Raw genomic sequence first — 14010 nt, forward strand, 5'->3', positions numbered from 1 at the left:
CTAAAGCTCGGTCACCACCCGCAATGAGCGCGTCACCGTCTCGGCCATCGCGGTCCGCGCGGCCTTCAGATACTTGCGCGGGTCGACGACGGCGGCGTCCTGCAACGAGGAGCGGACCGCGCCGGTGAACGCGACGTTCAGCGCCGTCCCGATATTGATCTTCACCAGGCCGCCGCGGACCGCCGCCCGCAGCTCGTCGTCCGGCACGCCGGACGACCCGTGCAGCACCAGCGGCACCGGCACCGCGCCCTTCAGCGCTGCGATCAGCGCGTGGTCGAGGGCCGCCGTCCGGGTCGTCATCGCGTGGCTCGACCCGACCGCGACCGCGAGAGCGTCGACGCCGGTCGCCGCGACATAGGCCGCCGCTTCCGCCGGATCCGTCCGTACGCCGGGAGCGTGCGCGCCGTCCTTGCCGCCGACCTCGCCGAGCTCGCTCTCCACCCAGATCCCGGCGGCGTGCCCGCGCAGGACCGCGGCCCGCGTCGCCGACACGTTCGCGTCGAACGGCAGCTTCGACGCGTCGTACATCGCCGAACCGAACCCGTGCGAAGCGGCCTGGTCGAACAGCTCGTCGCTCTCCACATGGTCCAGGTGCAGCCCGACCGGCACCGTCGACAGCTCGGCCACGCGCCGCGCCGCCGCCGCGATCGGCCCGAGCCGCCCGCCGTGGAACTTCACCGCGTTCTCGCTGATCTGCAGCACCACCGGGCACCCCGCCGCCTCCGCCCCGGCGACGATGGCCTCGGCGTGCTCGACGGTGATGACGTTGAACGCGCCGACGCCGGTGTTCGCGCCGCGCGCGGCCTCGACGATCTCACCCGTGGGGCTGAACATGGACCCGTTCCTTCGTCGCTCGGTAGTGGTTGATGTCGATCTCGCCGGCGACCGGGGCGGCGACCGCCGCGCCGGCCAGGGCGACCGCGTCCGCGAGCAGCTCCGGCCACGGCGTGCCGTCGCGCAGGCCGCGGGCGAGGGCCGCCGCGCACGCGTCGCCGGCGCCGGTCGGGTTGCCGGTCACGACCTCCGGCGGGGCCGCCCGCCACGACCCGCCCGCGGTCCGCGCGATCAGCCCGCGCGGGCCGTGCGACTCGACGACGGCCGCCGGGCCGCCGCGCAGGAAGCGCAGCTCGTCCGCGTTGGGCTTCACGATGTCCGGGCCGGCCTCGGCACCCAGCCCGAGCGCCTCGCCGCTGGTGTCCAGGACGCTGCGGCAGCCGTACCGCGCGGCGAGCGCGACGAGCACGGCGTACGCGTCCGCCGGCAGACCCTGCGGCAGCGACCCGGACAGCACGACCACCGCCGCGTCCTTGACGAGCGCCGCGAAGTGCCGCTGGAACGCGGCCCACTCCTCGCCGGTGACGACTGGTCCCGGCTCCCACAGCCCGGTCGCGTCGTGCCGGTCGACGACGGTCACGGTCCGCCGCGTCTCGCCGCCGATGGCGACGAAGCTGTGCGGGACCGCGGTCCTCGCCTCGACGACCGCGCCCGTCGCGCCGCCGAGCAGCCCGGTCGCGAGCACCGGCTCGCCCAGCGCGCGCAGCACCCCGGCGACGTTGAGCCCCTTGCCCCCGGCCCGCTCCCTGACGTCCGCGACGCGGTGCGTGGCGTGCGGCACGAGCAGGTCGACCGCGTACGTGACGTCCAGCGCGGGGTTCAGCGTCACCGTGACGATCATGGTTGGCTCAGGATCACGGACCGGGTCAGCAGCCTGGGCCGGTCCGGGTCGAGGCCCTTGTGTTCCGCGAGCGCGACCGCGAACCGCTGCGCCAGCACGAGCTGGGCGAGCGGGTCGAAGCCGTTGCGGACGGGCTCCGCGCCGGCGCCGCGGATCGTGTCGTCGAGCGACCCGGGCACCGCGCCGAACGCCCACACCAGGCTCTTCGTCCCGGCGACGGCGACCGGTCCGTGCCGGTAGTCCATCGCCGGGTACGACTCCGACCAGGCCTGCGCCGCCTCGCGGACCTTGAGCGCCGCCTCGTGCGCCAGCCCGACGGTCCAGCCGGTGCCGAGGAACACCAGATGCTCGACGGCGCCCACGTCCGCCGGGAGGTCGACGCCGAGCACCGCCTCGCCGTCGGCGACGAGATGGGACAGGTCCTCCCCGTAGGCGTTGCGCGCCACCGTCAGCAGCGTGGTCGGGAACCTGGTCTGCACGACGCTGCGCTCGTCGGCGAAGTCCAGCAGGATGCGCTCGTCGACCAGGTCGTCGACCGGCTCCCCGGCCACGGCCGTCACCGCCACGCGACGGATGCCCGCCGGCAGCTTCCTGAGCGCGTCGAGCACCTCGGTCGAGGTGCCCGACCTCGTGAGGGCGATGACCCGGTCGTACCGGCGGCGCGGCACGAACTCGGAGGCGCAGACGGCGTCGGTCTCCCCGAAGCCGTTGGATTCGCGCAGCTCGGCCAGGCTCTGTGCCATGAACCACGACGTGCCGCAGCCCAGCACCAGCACGCGCTCGCCTCGTGCGGCCAGCGCGCTGCCGTCCACGGTCAGTGCCTTCGCCCACGTCTCGGGCTGGCTGGCGATCTCCCTCGCGGTGTCCGTCATGCCCACCAGGGTTGCGCGAATCTCGTTCGCTTCTCAAGCTATCTTGCTCAAGTGGACATTCTGAACTGCACGTTTTGCTTGGCTGATCGATGAGCCGCCGCCGTGCCGATCGCGTCTCGGCGATCCTGACCCGGGTCTCGGGCAGCGGCTCGATCGACGCCGGCGCGCTGGCCTCCGAGTTCGGCGTGTCGACCGCCACGATCCGCCGCGACCTGCAGACCCTCGAGGACCAGAAGCTCCTCGCCCGCACGCACGGCGGCGCGGTCGCCGCGTCCCCGTCGGCCGGGCTCACCGAGCTGCCGGTCCGCTACCGCACCGGCCAGCACCGCGAGGCGAAGGCCCGCATCGCGCAGCGCGCCTTTGACCTGCTGCCCCACGGCCCGCTGACGCTGGGCCTCACCGGCGGCACGACCACCCACCTGCTGGCCAGGCTCCTCACCGCCCGCGTGGACCTGACCGTCGTGACCAACGCGGTCAACATCGCCGCCGAGCTCGCCCTCCGCCCACGCCTGAAACTCATCATGACCGGCGGCGTCACCCGTACCCAGTCCTACGAGCTCGTCGGGCCGATCGCGGACCGTACCCTCAACGGCCTGCACCTGCAGGTGGCCGTCATCGGCGTCGACGGGATCACGGCGAGCGGCGGCCTCACCACCCACGACGACATCGAGGCGCACACCAACGCCACCATGCTGCGCCGCGCCGCCCGCGTCATCGTCGTGGCCGACGGCTCGAAGATCGGCCGCGACTGCCTGGCGACGATCGCCCCGCTCACCGAGGCCGCCACCCTGATCACCGACCCGTCCGCCGACGAGGCCGCCCTCGCCGCCGTCCGGGCCACCGGCGTCCAGGTCGTCATCGCCTGACCCGCGCCGCCGACCGTCAGAGAATGCCGGCGGTGGTCGCCGCCGCGTACCAGCGGCTGACGAAGCTCTCGAAGATGTGGCCGTACAGGTGCTCGTCGGACAGCATGTCGATGTCGTCGATCGGGAAGAAACCGGCGTTGTCGACCATGCCGCCGCGGACGTTGTCGAGGCGGTCGAGGATGCCGTAGTCGGCGACGCCGAGGCCGAGGAACATCCAGTACACGGGCCGGTTGCTCGAACGGATCAGCAGCTCGGTGATCTGTTTCTCCGCGTGGACGCCGCCGTCGGACCAGAACAGCACCAGGGTCGGGTGCGGGGACGGCTCGGCGGCCGTCCAGTCGAGGATCTCCTTCATGACGCGGGGCTCGAAGTTGCCGCCCTCGGCGCGTTTCTTGTCGCCGGCCTGGCGGTCCAGGTAGGCGGGGGCGGTGGCGACGCTGACCGGGGCGGAGCGGACCGGGAAGTCGCCGAAGAACCAGACCTCCATCTCGCCGTTGTCGTCGAGAAGGTCGGCGATGGCGACCATGCGCTCCAGGGAGCGTTGCATGACGCCGCTGCGGAAGAGTTTCTTCGTCGATCCGCTGCAGTCGATGGCCAGCACGACGCGGAACGTGCGTCCGTCCAGGCCGCTCTTCACGAGCGACACCGCGACGGCGTATTTGCGCAGGTCGACGCTCGAAGCGCCGGGTGCCGGCTTGGCCAGGCTGATCTGCTTCGCCTTCGTGAGGGCGACAGCGGCCGACGCGGGCGCGGGCGCGGACGCCGGCGGGGCGAACGCCGGTGCGGGTGCCGCGGACGCGGGCGGGGCGAACGCAGGTGCGGGTGGCGCGGGTGGGGCGAAGGCCGGTGCGGGCGTTGCCGGCGCCGGCGGGGCGTCGTCGACGGCCAGACCCGCGTCGGTGACGAGGCCGCGCAGGCCGTCGGTGAACCCGTCGCCGACGCAGCGGACCTTGATCGCGTCGCGGTGGCGGTAGACGTCGCCGACGATGAGGGCGTCCTGCACGTCGGGCCTGCCGAGGTCCAGGGTGTACAGCTCGCCACCCGGACCGTGCAGGGCGGCGCGCAGCCCCGGCACCGCGGCGAACGTGCCGGCCGCGACGGTCAGGCCGATCCGGACGCGTGCCGTCGCGCCGGACCAGGCGCCCGGGGTGACCTCGAGCCGGTGCCGGGTGACCCCGCCGGTGGTCTCGGGGGGCAGCCAGCGCGCGCCGGCGCCGGCGGGCTGGTTGTAGAAGACCATGGCCTCGTCGCCGGGCGCGCGGCCGGACTCGTCCAGCAGGAACGCCACCAGGTCCACCTCGGGTCCGGCCGCGTGGCTGACCTCGACGGTGTACGACGCCGCCGCCGGCAACGCGGTGTTCTGCCCTCGGGCCAGGATCGCATCGGTCACGCCGACGATTGGACCACAGCCGGTCCAGGTCCGGACGTTCATGCCGGTCGGGTGGGGTGTGGTGGCGCTATGTGACCGGATGGTGGACACGTAAGCGCGCGCCGGTGACCCGGCCGCGAGAAGAGGACCCGCTGATCAGGGAGTGCCCATGACCAGTACCACCGCCGAACGTGGCCGCACCGAGTCCGGCGAGCGCGAAGGGGACGAGGGTTCGCTGCATCCGCTGCTGCTGGCGGCGCTGATGTCCCGCCGTGAGGAGCGCGGCGACGCGATCTTCGAACACCCGCTGCTGATCGCCGCGCTCGCCCGGCGCCGCCGCGACGACGACAGCGAGACCAGCATGATCGAGCACCCGCTCCTGCTTGCCGCGCTCGCTCGGCGTCGCCGGGAGGACGAGGGTGAGGGCAGCATGATCGAGCACCCGCTCCTGCTTGCCGCGCTCGCCCGGCGTCGCCGGGAGGACGAGGGTGAGGGCAGCATCATCGAGCACCCGCTCCTGCTCGCCGCGCTCGCCCGGCGCCGGCGGGAGGACGAGGGTGAGAGCGGCGGCATCATGGACAACCCGCTCCTGCTCATGGCCCTCGCGTCACGCAAGCGGCGGGGCAAGAACATCGTCGAGCACCCGCTGCTGCTTGCGGCGCTCATGTCCCGCAACTGACCGTGCAGTGTTCCCGTCCTCCGGCGTACCAGCCGGAGGGCGGGACATTCGTCCATCCGAGGGAGGCACCCATCGTGGCGGCTGAATCATCGACACCACACGATCCCGACCAACCGCATCAGGTCGAGGCGCTGATCGACGAGCTGATCCTGGAGATCCTCGACAGCGCCGACCAGGGCACCGCGAGGACGGCGCGGACGGCGCGGCCCGGGAGCATGCTCGAGGGTGTCCGGGCCAGCATGTCCCGGACCGACACGGGCGGCTCCACCCTGGAGCGGATGCTGATCGCCGAGGCGCTCGCCGGTGTCCTGGCCGACGCGCTCGCACCGGCACTCGCCGAGGTGCTGGCGCCCAGGATCATGAAGGTCCTGGACGGCGCGGACGACGCGACGCCGGTCGCCGCGCGGAGGCCCGCGAAAGCGGCGTCGGGCCGGTCCCACGCCCGCAAGTCGGAACCGAAGTAAGCGGGTTCCCGCCCGACTGAGGCGGCCGCTCTCCTCGCCTGCGGAGAGAGCGGCCGCCTCGCGGCAACTCAGGACGCGTGCGCCTCGCGGCGCATGATGAAGGCGAACGCGATCTCCACGCAGCCGATCACCAGGGCGGTGATGCCGGTCAGCAGGATCATCGCGGTGAGCGACACGCTCGGCCACACCACGAACACCAGCCCGACGACCAGCGACGTGACACCCATCGCCGTCAGCCACGTCCGGGTCCGGCCGTGCGTCATCAGCCCGATGCCGATCTCCGACACGCCGACCATCAGCCAGGCCAGCCCGACGATCAGCGCGAGCACCACCACCCCGTCGGCGACGTCGCGCAGGCACGCTATGCCCGCCACCACCATCACGGCGCCGACCACGCCGGTCAGCATGCGCCGGCCCAGCGCCTCATGATCGGTGAGCGCCGCCGCGAGCCGCATCACGCCGGCCACGATCAGCCACAGGCCGACCAGTGCGCCGAGGACCTTCAGTGTCTCGCCCGGCCAGGCGAGCACCACAATGCCGAACAGTGCCGTGACCACACCCAGGATCAGCGTCTGCCGGAACGGTACGACCGCCGATTCCGACGACTTGTGCACCGCGGGGAACGTCGTCATGGTTCCTCCTCACCTCGCTTCCACCCCACAGTTCACCTTCCTGGGCGGGTGTGGCATCGCCCGCGGAGGGTGGTGGGTGTCCGGGGTGGTCAGAGCCAGGTGGTGCCGAGCCAGACGGTCACGGCGGCGGTCACGAGCAGCCCGATGTTGAGCCCGATCAGCCGGGCCTCGCCGCGCGTCAGGTGCACCACGATGCCACCGACCTGGATCAGCACCAGCCCGGCCGCCGCGGCGACCGCGAGCCACGGCGCGATCCCGGTCAGCGGCGGCAGGATCAGCCCGGCCGCGCCCAGCACCTCCAGCACCCCGATCGTCCTGACCACCGGCATCGGGATCCGGTCGACCCAGCCCATCATCGGCCGCAACCGCTCCTGGCTCTGCGCCACCTTCTTGCCCCCGGCGTACAGGTAGAACACCGCGAGCAGCCCGCCGACGATCCAGTACGCGATCTCCATGTGTACCCCTCACCAGGACGGTTACCAGTCGTAACTGGCCACATGATGCGTCACTATTGGAGGGCTTACAAAAGGCACACGAGTGTGCGTGACGCACAAGGGACGGTCATGTCGCAGTACGAGCACACCTGCATGATCCGGGGTGACGGCGGCGCCACGCTCCGCGCGATCCTCGACCAGATCTGCAACAAGTGGACCCTGCTGATCGTGGCGACCCTGGACCAGGGCACGCTCCGCTTCACCGACCTGCAGCACCAGATCCCCGGCATCTCCCAGCGGATGCTCACCCTCACCCTGCGCCACCTGGAGCGTGACGGCCTGGTCGCGAGGACCGTTTACGCCGAGGTCCCGCCGCGCGTCGAGTACACGCTGACCGCCACCGGCAAGAGCCTGATCCCACCGGCCCTCGCCCTCGCCGGCTGGGCCATCGAGCACGTCCCGCACATCGAGGCCAGCCGGGCCGCCTACGAGTCCCGCGCCACCTGATACTCGTCCTTGCGGCGCCACCAGATGCCGGTCTCGTTGCGGCCCAGGGGCGCGCGGTCGAGCCACGGGTACATGCCCCAGACGGCGTCGACGCCGCGCTCGTAGCTGGAGTACGTGTGGTAAACGGCGCCGTCCTCGTCGAGGGCGAACGCGCTGACGCCGGGGCCCTGCTGGCGGTACGTGGAGAAGTCGGTGCCCGTCCCGGCGGCGAGCTCGACCAGGTCGGCGCGCAGGTCGGGGGCCGAGAGCGGGCGGACGTCCAGCTGCCGGTAGTTGTACTCGACACTGCCGGTCCGCCACTCCTGCGCGGAGTGCGTCACGCGGAAGTCGTAGTTGAAGTCGCTGCCGGCCGACGACGCCCAGGGAAACGTCCAGCCCATGCGCCGCTTGTACGCCTGCAGCTTCGGCAGCGGGGCCTGCGACACCGCGTGCAGCGTGACGTCGTGGTTCGCCAGATGGACGACGGACCCGTTGAACCCGTCCGCGATCGACGAGCACGACGGGCAGCCGGCGGTGTAGTCGGGCCCGAACATGAAGTGGTAGACGAGCAGCTGCGAGTTGCCGCGGAACAGGTCGGCGAGACCGGCCGGCCCGTCGTCGGTGTCGAAGCGGTACTCCTTGTCGACCCTGACCCACGGCAGCTCCTGCCGCTGCCGGGCGACGTCGTCGCCGCGCCGGGTGAGCTCCTTCTCCGCTTCGAGCAGCTCCATCCGCGCCGCGAGCCATTCCTCCCGCGAACCGACCTTGTGCTCCATGATCCCGCTCCCTTCCGTGACTGCCACCTGAATCAACGCAACCCAACGGTTGCACATTCTGCTTCGAATAGCAACCGTTGGGTTGCGTTGGTGGTGACGGCCGTGCGGCGGCGGCGCGGGTGGCCTCAGGCGGTGGCGAGAGCGAGGACGGTCAGGACGACGGCGGCCGCGACGAGGGCGGCCACGACGAGGGGTTTCGCGTGCCGGTGACCGAAGTTGAACGTCCCGTGGCGCAGGAGGGAGCCCGGGACGATCAGGCGGGGGTCGGCCTTGTTGACGTAGAAGGGGCCCCGCCAGGCGCGGGCGTCGGTGCCGTCGTCGTCGGGCTCGATCGGCGGCGCGTCCCGGGGCATCGCCAGCATGACCAGGACCGCGATGACCGCGGTCACACCGACCATCAGCAGCGGGGCAAGCGGTGACATGCGTCGATCATCGCATCGACGGCGAACTGTAAGGGCCCCGTAAGCGGGCGGACCCTGGAAACGGGCGGGCGGCGGGCGGTTGACTCAGGGGCATGAGGTGGAAGCCGCTCGTGGCCGCAGCGCTCGTCGTCGTGCTGGGGTTCGGCCTGTACTGGTTCGCGCCGTGGCGCCTGTTCACCGACACCACCGTGAACGAGCCGCTGACGGCCCCGGCGGCGACCGCGACCCCGGCGACGACAGCGACGGCGACCGCGACGGCGGCGACCGCGACGGTGGTCAGGAGCGGCGAGTTCGTCGCGCACGAGCACGCCACGTCGGGCAGGGCCAGCATCGTGCGCGCGGCGGACGGCGTACACCACCTGGAGATCGAAGGGCTGGACACCTCGGACGGGCCCGATCTGCGGGTGTGGCTCACCGACCAGACGGTCGTCGGCGGCAAGGCCGGCTGGCGGGTCTTCGACGACGGCACGTGGGTCGAGCTCGGCAAGCTCAAGGGCAACAAAGGCAACCAGACCTACGAGATCCCCGCGACCGCCGACCTCACCGCCCTGCGGTCCGTGACCATCTGGTGCAAACGCTTCGCCGTGTCGTTCGGGGCGGCGCAGCTCGCTTGAGGCGTGTCTGGTCAGTGGATGCCGGGCTGCGGCGGGCCCAGACGCCGCCTGGAACCACGCCTCGCTCCGACCCCACTGACCAAACACGCCTTAAGCTTGGCCGCTGTGACGATCCGCGTGCTCATCGCCGACGACCAGGCCATGGTCCGCGACGGGCTGCGCCGGATCCTCGGCGCCGAGCCCGACCTGGACGTGGTCGCCGAGGCCGCCGACGGCGTCGAGGCGCTGCGCCTGGCGAGGGAGCTCACGCCGGACGTCGCGCTGCTCGACATCCGGATGCCGCGCATGGACGGGCTCACCGTCACCCGGCACCTGGCCGGCGGGCCGACCCGGGTCGTCGTCGTGACCACGTTCGACCTGGACGAATACGTCTACCCGGCGCTGCGCGACGGCGCCTCCGGCTTCCTGCTCAAACGGTCGGGGCCGGCGCTGCTGGCCGAGGCGGTCCGCGCCGCGCACGCGGGGGACAGCCTGATCAGCCCGTCGATCACGGTCCGGCTGCTCAGGCACGTCACCGGTCCCCGGCCGGTCCGGCCGGCGCCGGTCGAGCAGCTCACCGAGCGGGAGCTGGAGGTCGCCGCGCACGTCGGCGCCGGGCGGACCAACGCGGAGATCGGCGCGGAGCTGTTCATCTCGGCCGGGACGGTGAAGACCCACGTGGCGGCCATCCAGCGCAAGCTCGGCGTCCGCAACCGCGTCGGCATCGCCGTGTGGGCCTGGGACACGGGCACGGTGGCGTGACCGCCCTGAAGGTCACCACGGCCGTGCTGGTGGGGCTGCTGTGGCTGTGCGCGCTGCCGTTGACCGGCCCGCCCGGCATCGTCCCCGGCGCCGCGGCGGTCGCCGCCGTCGCGGTCGCGGTCCTGGCCCGCACGCCGTGGCCCGCGACGGCCGTCGCCGCCGTCTCCGTCCTGGCGGACGTGGTCTACCGCGGTCCGCCGGAGCCGCCCGCGGTGTGGGCGCCGTTCGAGTACGCCGCGCTGACGGTCCTCCTGGTCGCGCTCGCGCGCAGAGGGCCGGCGCCCGCCGCCGTCGCGGTGGGACTGGCCGCGACGCTGTTGCCGCTGCGCATGTCGCTGCACGTGCCCGGCGACCGGTTGGAGGCGTCGGTGCTGCTCGTCGGCGCCGCGTTCTTCGCCACGGTCTGCGCCGCCGGCGCCGGGCTGTACCTGCGGCTCGGCGACCATCGCAGAGCGCTGGCGGAGGAGCGGGCCCGCCGGGCGCACCGCCTGGACCTCGCCAGGGACCTGCACGACCTGGTCGCGCACGAGGTGACCGGGATCGTGGTCGCCGCGCAGGCGGCCGGGCTGCCGGACATCGAGGCGGCGGGGCTGCGCGCGCTGGACGCCATGGACCGGATGGTCAGCACGCTGCGGGGCCCCGTGTCGCAGCGGATCCACGGCGTCCAGGACCTGCCGGACGTGGTGCGCCGCTTCTCCTCGACCGGTCCGGCCACGGCCGGCCTGTCCATGCCGGAGCTCCCGGACATGTCGGACGAGGCCTCGAAGGCGGCCTATCACGTGGTGATCGAGGCGCTGACCAACGTCCGCCGGCACGCCCCCGCCGCGACCGCGGTGACGGTGGCCGTGACCGCGCGGCAAGGGACGGTCGAGCTGGTCGTCACCAACGACGGCAGCGACCCGGGACCGGTCCGGGACGGCGGCGGCACCGGCCTCGCCGGCCTCGACGAACGCGTCCGGGCGCTCGGCGGTGACCTGCACGCCGGCCCGCACGCCGGCGGCTGGCGGGTGACCTGCCACCTGCCAGCCGCCTGAGGGGTGTCAGGAGTCGCTGAGGGTGATGACGGTGATCAGCGCGGCGATCAGGATGAACGGCACGAACACCCCGATGATGCTGGCCGGCCGGGCCATCAACGGCTTGCCCGGGTCCATCGGCCGGCCGGCACCGCCGTACGGCGACGGCTGCGGCGGCGCGAGGCTCGCGACCTTGCCCCGGTTGATCAGGTTCCACAGCACGATGAACGGCGCGATGAAGAACGAGCCGTAGCTGTACCAACCCTGGATGAGGGTCTTCGAGGTCATCTCGCGGAACGTGGCCAGGCCGCAGTCCCGGCAGAACGGGCCGTCGACGTGGCGGAACTGCATCGCGATGATCAGGCCGCGGTGCCCGCGGAACTTCGTCTTCGCGGTGGGGACGTTGCTGCAGAAGCGGCAAGGGGTGAGCTGGGCAGCCTGCTGTTGCTGCTGAGCCGACATGGACATGGTCTTTCCTCCCGTGAACGGGCAACAGGCTACGACATCCCCGGCGGCCGTGGGGGGCACCCGTGGGCGCCGGATCTGCCGTTCGGCAGATGTGCGCGCGCCCCGATGTCGTGACGCTGGGAGCATGCTGGAGCTGATCGACATCACGAAGATCTACAAGGGCCAGAAACGCGCGGTCGACGGGCTCACGCTGCGGCTCGGACCCGGCCTGGTGGGTCTGCTCGGACCGAACGGGGCGGGCAAGTCCTCGCTGCTGCGCATCGCGGCGACGGTCACCCGGCCGACCCGCGGCGAGGTCCGCTTCGACGGCGGCGACGCGATCGCCAGGCCCGGCCCGCTGCGCCGCGCGCTCGGCTACCTGCCGCAGGACTTCGGCGTCTACCCGCACCTCACCGGCCACGAGTTCCTCACCTACCTGGCGGCGGTCCGCGGCCTGTCGCACCGGTCCGCCCGGGCCCGCGTCGGCGAACTCCTCGACCTGGTCAACCTCGGCCACGCCGCGAAACGCCGGCTCGGCGGCTACTCCGGCGGCATGCTGCGCCGGATCGGCATCGCGCAGGCGCTGCTCGCCGACCCGCGGATCATCATCGTCGACGAACCGACCGCGGGGCTCGACCCGGAGGAGCGGGTGCGCTTCCGCAACCTGCTGAGCGACCTGTCCGCGGACCGGTCGGTGCTGCTGTCCACGCACATCGTCTCCGACATCGAGTCGGTCGCGACCCGGATCGTCGTCGTCACCGCCGGCCGGATCCGCTTCGACGGCGAGGCCACCGACCTGGTGCGCCGCGTGGCCGGGCACGTCTGGGAGCTGACCGTGCCCCCCGCCGAGCTGGCCGGCGTCCAGCAGCGCATGCCGGTGACCCGGCTGATCCGCGCCGGCGACCACGTCAAGGTCCGGGTCCTCGCGGTGCGGCGGCCCACGCCGGACGCGACGCCGGTCGCCCCGGACCTCGAGGACGCCTACCTGGCGGTGACCCGATGACCGCGCTGTGGGGGCTGGCGCTCGCCGACTTCCGCGAGCGGGTGCGGCGGCCCGCGTACATCGTGATGCTGATCTCGGCGGTCGGCCTCGGCTGGCTGGCGGTGCCGCCGCCCGGCGCGCAGTGGGTCGTCCTGGACGCCGGCGGCCAGCGCGGGCTCTACACCAGCGCGTACGTCGGCCTGGTGACCGCCCTGACCAGCGCCCTGTGGCTCACGTTCGTCGGCTTCTACCTCGTCCGCGACACCGTCGCCCGCGACGTGCGGACCGGCGTCGGCCAGCTGCTCGCCGCGAGCCCGCTGCGCACGCCCGTGTACCTCGCCGGCAAGTTCGCCAGCAACCTCCTCGTCCTCGGCTCGATGGCCGCCACCCTCGCCGCCACCGCGCTCGCCCTGCAGCTGCTGCGCGGCGAGTCGCGGACCGTCGACCTGCCCGGCCTGCTCGCGCCGTTCGTGTTCCTCGCGGCGCCGATGCTGGCGGTGACCGCCGCCGCGGCGCTGCTGTGGGACGCGACCCCGCTGTTGCGGTCCGGCTTCGGCAACATCCTGTGGTTCTTCGTCTGGATGGTCGGCGCGATCGGCGGCCAGTCGGCGTCCGCCCCGCTCGGCGGCATCGGCGTCGCGCAGCTGGCGGGGACGATGCCGGCGACCGCCGAGTCGTTCGGGCTCGGCCTCATGTACGTCGACAGTCCACTGCGGACCTTCGAGTGGCCCGGACTGCCGCTGGACGCCGGTTTCGTCGCGTCCCGGGTCACGCTGACACTGCTCGCGGCGCTCGTCGCCCTCCTGCCGGCGCTGTGGTTCCACCGCTTCGACGTCCCGGCATCGGCCGGCCCCGCGCCGGCCGAGGCGCCCGCTCCCGCTGTCTACAAAGGACTCCCGCCGACCTCCGCGGTGCGCGGGTTCGCCGTGCTCCGCCTGGTGAGCGCCTCGGCGCTGCTCCTGGTGCGGGGAACGCCGTGGTGGTGGTGGACCGGCGCGGCGCTGCTGGCCCTCGCCGGGCTCGCCGCCCCGCCCGGACCCGTCCTCGCGGCCATCTGGATCTGGCCGGTGGTGCTGTGGTCCCGCCTCGGCACCCGCCACGACGCCCGGGCCATCCTCGCGCCCTATCCGTTCTTCCTGGGCCGCTTTCTCGCGGAGTTCGCGGCGGGTGTACTGCTGTCCGCCCTGACCGCGGCGCCGCCGGCCTTGCGCATGCTGGCGTCCGCCGACGCGCGCGGGCTGGCCGCATGGGCCGCGGGCGCCCTGTTCATCCCGGCACTGGCGCTCGCCCTCGGCACGCTCACCGGCACCCCGCGCACCTTCCAGGCCGTGTACACCATCCTCTGGTACATGCTGATCAACGACGTCACGGCGCTGGACTTCATGGGAGCACTCGGCCCGGACGGCCCACCACCGTGGTCGGTCGCCACGCTCGCGGCAGCCTTGGTCGCTCTTTCCTGCGGCCAGAACATCTGGCGAGGCTGGAGGCGTCTGTAGGGGGTGACGTTCGAGGAGTTCGTGCACAGCAGGGGCGCCGCC

The 14010-nt window shown here is 72.8% G+C and carries 18 protein-coding genes; 9 read left to right on the forward strand and 9 right to left on the reverse strand.

Annotated elements, in window-relative coordinates:
* From ACZ6TV_RS02830 to ACZ6TV_RS02840, 3 genes are read right to left on the reverse strand one after another with little or no spacing between them, the layout of a single operon-like run.
* Nucleotides 1-834: a class II fructose-bisphosphate aldolase gene (locus tag ACZ6TV_RS02830; RefSeq protein WP_465294619.1), complete on the reverse strand. Its 834-nt coding sequence runs from the start codon at nucleotides 832-834 to the stop codon at nucleotides 1-3.
* Complete coding sequence (locus ACZ6TV_RS02835; protein WP_465294621.1) at nucleotides 815-1663, reverse strand: 1-phosphofructokinase family hexose kinase; 849 nt, start codon at nucleotides 1661-1663, stop codon at nucleotides 815-817. The genes ACZ6TV_RS02830 and ACZ6TV_RS02835 overlap by 20 nt, the downstream gene beginning before the upstream one ends.
* An 8-nt stretch (nucleotides 1664-1671) precedes the next feature.
* The gene (locus ACZ6TV_RS02840; RefSeq protein WP_465294623.1) at nucleotides 1672-2547 is read right to left on the reverse strand and encodes an SIS domain-containing protein; all 876 of its coding nucleotides are present in this window, start codon (nucleotides 2545-2547) and stop codon (nucleotides 1672-1674) included.
* Nucleotides 2548-2636: 89 nt separating this feature from the next.
* On the opposite strand from ACZ6TV_RS02840, the gene ACZ6TV_RS02845 reads away from it, so the two are divergent.
* Nucleotides 2637-3413: a DeoR/GlpR family DNA-binding transcription regulator gene (locus ACZ6TV_RS02845; protein ID WP_465294625.1), complete on the forward strand. Its 777-nt coding sequence runs from the start codon at nucleotides 2637-2639 to the stop codon at nucleotides 3411-3413.
* 16 nt (nucleotides 3414-3429) lie between these two features.
* On the opposite strand, the gene ACZ6TV_RS02850 is transcribed toward ACZ6TV_RS02845, so the two are convergent.
* Entirely contained in the window at nucleotides 3430-4803 is a 1374-nt protein-coding gene (locus tag ACZ6TV_RS02850) for a VWA domain-containing protein (RefSeq protein ID WP_465294627.1), read from the reverse strand.
* A gap of 148 nt (nucleotides 4804-4951) precedes the next feature.
* Between ACZ6TV_RS02850 and ACZ6TV_RS02855 the strand changes: the two genes are divergently transcribed.
* Together ACZ6TV_RS02855 and ACZ6TV_RS02860 are read left to right on the forward strand one after the other, a co-directional pair.
* Entirely contained in the window at nucleotides 4952-5461 is a 510-nt protein-coding gene (locus tag ACZ6TV_RS02855) for a hypothetical protein (protein ID WP_465294629.1), read from the forward strand.
* A 74-nt stretch (nucleotides 5462-5535) separates the two neighbouring features.
* On the forward strand, nucleotides 5536-5925 hold the full coding sequence (locus tag ACZ6TV_RS02860) for a hypothetical protein (RefSeq protein WP_465294631.1): 390 nt from the start codon (nucleotides 5536-5538) through the stop codon (nucleotides 5923-5925).
* Between the two features lie 68 nt (nucleotides 5926-5993).
* Here the strand turns inward: ACZ6TV_RS02860 and ACZ6TV_RS02865 are convergent, their stop codons facing one another.
* Both ACZ6TV_RS02865 and ACZ6TV_RS02870 read right to left on the reverse strand, forming a co-directional pair.
* Nucleotides 5994-6557, reverse strand: coding sequence for an HdeD family acid-resistance protein (locus tag ACZ6TV_RS02865; RefSeq protein ID WP_465294633.1), 564 nt, complete (start codon nucleotides 6555-6557; stop codon nucleotides 5994-5996).
* A gap of 89 nt (nucleotides 6558-6646) precedes the next feature.
* Entirely contained in the window at nucleotides 6647-7012 is a 366-nt protein-coding gene (locus tag ACZ6TV_RS02870) for a DoxX family protein (protein WP_465294635.1), read from the reverse strand.
* Nucleotides 7013-7120: 108 nt separating this feature from the next.
* Here ACZ6TV_RS02870 and ACZ6TV_RS02875 point away from each other — a divergent pair, with 108 nt between their 5' ends.
* Nucleotides 7121-7498, forward strand: coding sequence for a winged helix-turn-helix transcriptional regulator (locus tag ACZ6TV_RS02875; RefSeq protein WP_465294637.1), 378 nt, complete (start codon nucleotides 7121-7123; stop codon nucleotides 7496-7498).
* On the opposite strand, the gene ACZ6TV_RS02880 is transcribed toward ACZ6TV_RS02875, so the two are convergent.
* Both ACZ6TV_RS02880 and ACZ6TV_RS02885 read right to left on the reverse strand, forming a co-directional pair.
* The gene (locus ACZ6TV_RS02880; RefSeq protein WP_465294639.1) at nucleotides 7477-8253 is read right to left on the reverse strand and encodes a DUF899 domain-containing protein; all 777 of its coding nucleotides are present in this window, start codon (nucleotides 8251-8253) and stop codon (nucleotides 7477-7479) included. The genes ACZ6TV_RS02875 and ACZ6TV_RS02880 overlap by 22 nt on opposite strands.
* Nucleotides 8254-8378: 125 nt before the next feature.
* Nucleotides 8379-8675, reverse strand: coding sequence for a hypothetical protein (locus ACZ6TV_RS02885; protein ID WP_465294641.1), 297 nt, complete (start codon nucleotides 8673-8675; stop codon nucleotides 8379-8381).
* 92 nt (nucleotides 8676-8767) lie between these two features.
* On the opposite strand from ACZ6TV_RS02885, the gene ACZ6TV_RS02890 reads away from it, so the two are divergent.
* The 3 genes from ACZ6TV_RS02890 to ACZ6TV_RS02900 all read left to right on the forward strand — a co-directional run bounded on the left by ACZ6TV_RS02890 (nucleotide 8768) and on the right by ACZ6TV_RS02900 (nucleotide 11064).
* Entirely contained in the window at nucleotides 8768-9289 is a 522-nt protein-coding gene (locus ACZ6TV_RS02890) for a DM13 domain-containing protein (RefSeq protein ID WP_465294643.1), read from the forward strand.
* A gap of 105 nt (nucleotides 9290-9394) precedes the next feature.
* Nucleotides 9395-10030 carry a response regulator gene (locus ACZ6TV_RS02895; RefSeq protein ID WP_465294645.1) on the forward strand — a complete coding sequence of 212 codons (636 nt, stop codon included), beginning with the start codon at nucleotides 9395-9397 and terminating at the stop codon, nucleotides 10028-10030.
* Complete coding sequence (locus tag ACZ6TV_RS02900) at nucleotides 10027-11064, forward strand: sensor histidine kinase (protein ID WP_465294647.1); 1038 nt, start codon at nucleotides 10027-10029, stop codon at nucleotides 11062-11064. Before ACZ6TV_RS02895 ends, ACZ6TV_RS02900 begins: the two co-directional genes overlap by 4 nt.
* Nucleotides 11065-11070: 6 nt before the next feature.
* Here ACZ6TV_RS02900 and ACZ6TV_RS02905 read toward each other — a convergent pair whose 3' ends face one another.
* Complete coding sequence (locus ACZ6TV_RS02905; RefSeq protein ID WP_465294649.1) at nucleotides 11071-11511, reverse strand: hypothetical protein; 441 nt, start codon at nucleotides 11509-11511, stop codon at nucleotides 11071-11073.
* A gap of 124 nt (nucleotides 11512-11635) precedes the next feature.
* Between ACZ6TV_RS02905 and ACZ6TV_RS02910 the strand changes: the two genes are divergently transcribed.
* Together ACZ6TV_RS02910 and ACZ6TV_RS02915 are read left to right on the forward strand one after the other, a co-directional pair.
* Nucleotides 11636-12493 carry an ATP-binding cassette domain-containing protein gene (locus ACZ6TV_RS02910; protein WP_465294651.1) on the forward strand — a complete coding sequence of 286 codons (858 nt, stop codon included), beginning with the start codon at nucleotides 11636-11638 and terminating at the stop codon, nucleotides 12491-12493.
* Nucleotides 12490-13968: a hypothetical protein gene (locus ACZ6TV_RS02915; RefSeq protein ID WP_465294653.1), complete on the forward strand. Its 1479-nt coding sequence runs from the start codon at nucleotides 12490-12492 to the stop codon at nucleotides 13966-13968. Before ACZ6TV_RS02910 ends, ACZ6TV_RS02915 begins: the two co-directional genes overlap by 4 nt.
* The last annotated feature ends 42 nt before the right edge of the window (nucleotides 13969-14010 follow it).

Source organism: Dactylosporangium sp. NPDC051087, assembly GCF_055586325.1.

Coding starts and splice junctions, on each gene's coding strand:
- ACZ6TV_RS02830 (WP_465294619.1), bottom strand. CDS start 834: ATGTTCAGCCCCACGGGTGAGATCGTCGAGGCCGCGCGCGGCGCGAAC.
- ACZ6TV_RS02840 (WP_465294623.1), bottom strand. CDS start 2,547: ATGACGGACACCGCGAGGGAGATCGCCAGCCAGCCCGAGACGTGGGCG.
- ACZ6TV_RS02845 (WP_465294625.1), top strand. CDS start 2,637: ATGAGCCGCCGCCGTGCCGATCGCGTCTCGGCGATCCTGACCCGGGTC.
- ACZ6TV_RS02855 (WP_465294629.1), top strand. CDS start 4,952: ATGACCAGTACCACCGCCGAACGTGGCCGCACCGAGTCCGGCGAGCGC.
- ACZ6TV_RS02865 (WP_465294633.1), bottom strand. CDS start 6,557: ATGACGACGTTCCCCGCGGTGCACAAGTCGTCGGAATCGGCGGTCGTA.
- ACZ6TV_RS02870 (WP_465294635.1), bottom strand. CDS start 7,012: ATGGAGATCGCGTACTGGATCGTCGGCGGGCTGCTCGCGGTGTTCTAC.
- ACZ6TV_RS02875 (WP_465294637.1), top strand. CDS start 7,121: ATGTCGCAGTACGAGCACACCTGCATGATCCGGGGTGACGGCGGCGCC.
- ACZ6TV_RS02880 (WP_465294639.1), bottom strand. CDS start 8,253: ATGGAGCACAAGGTCGGTTCGCGGGAGGAATGGCTCGCGGCGCGGATG.
- ACZ6TV_RS02885 (WP_465294641.1), bottom strand. CDS start 8,675: ATGTCACCGCTTGCCCCGCTGCTGATGGTCGGTGTGACCGCGGTCATC.
- ACZ6TV_RS02890 (WP_465294643.1), top strand. CDS start 8,768: ATGAGGTGGAAGCCGCTCGTGGCCGCAGCGCTCGTCGTCGTGCTGGGG.
- ACZ6TV_RS02905 (WP_465294649.1), bottom strand. CDS start 11,511: ATGTCCATGTCGGCTCAGCAGCAACAGCAGGCTGCCCAGCTCACCCCT.
- ACZ6TV_RS02910 (WP_465294651.1), top strand. CDS start 11,636: ATGCTGGAGCTGATCGACATCACGAAGATCTACAAGGGCCAGAAACGC.
- ACZ6TV_RS02915 (WP_465294653.1), top strand. CDS start 12,490: ATGACCGCGCTGTGGGGGCTGGCGCTCGCCGACTTCCGCGAGCGGGTG.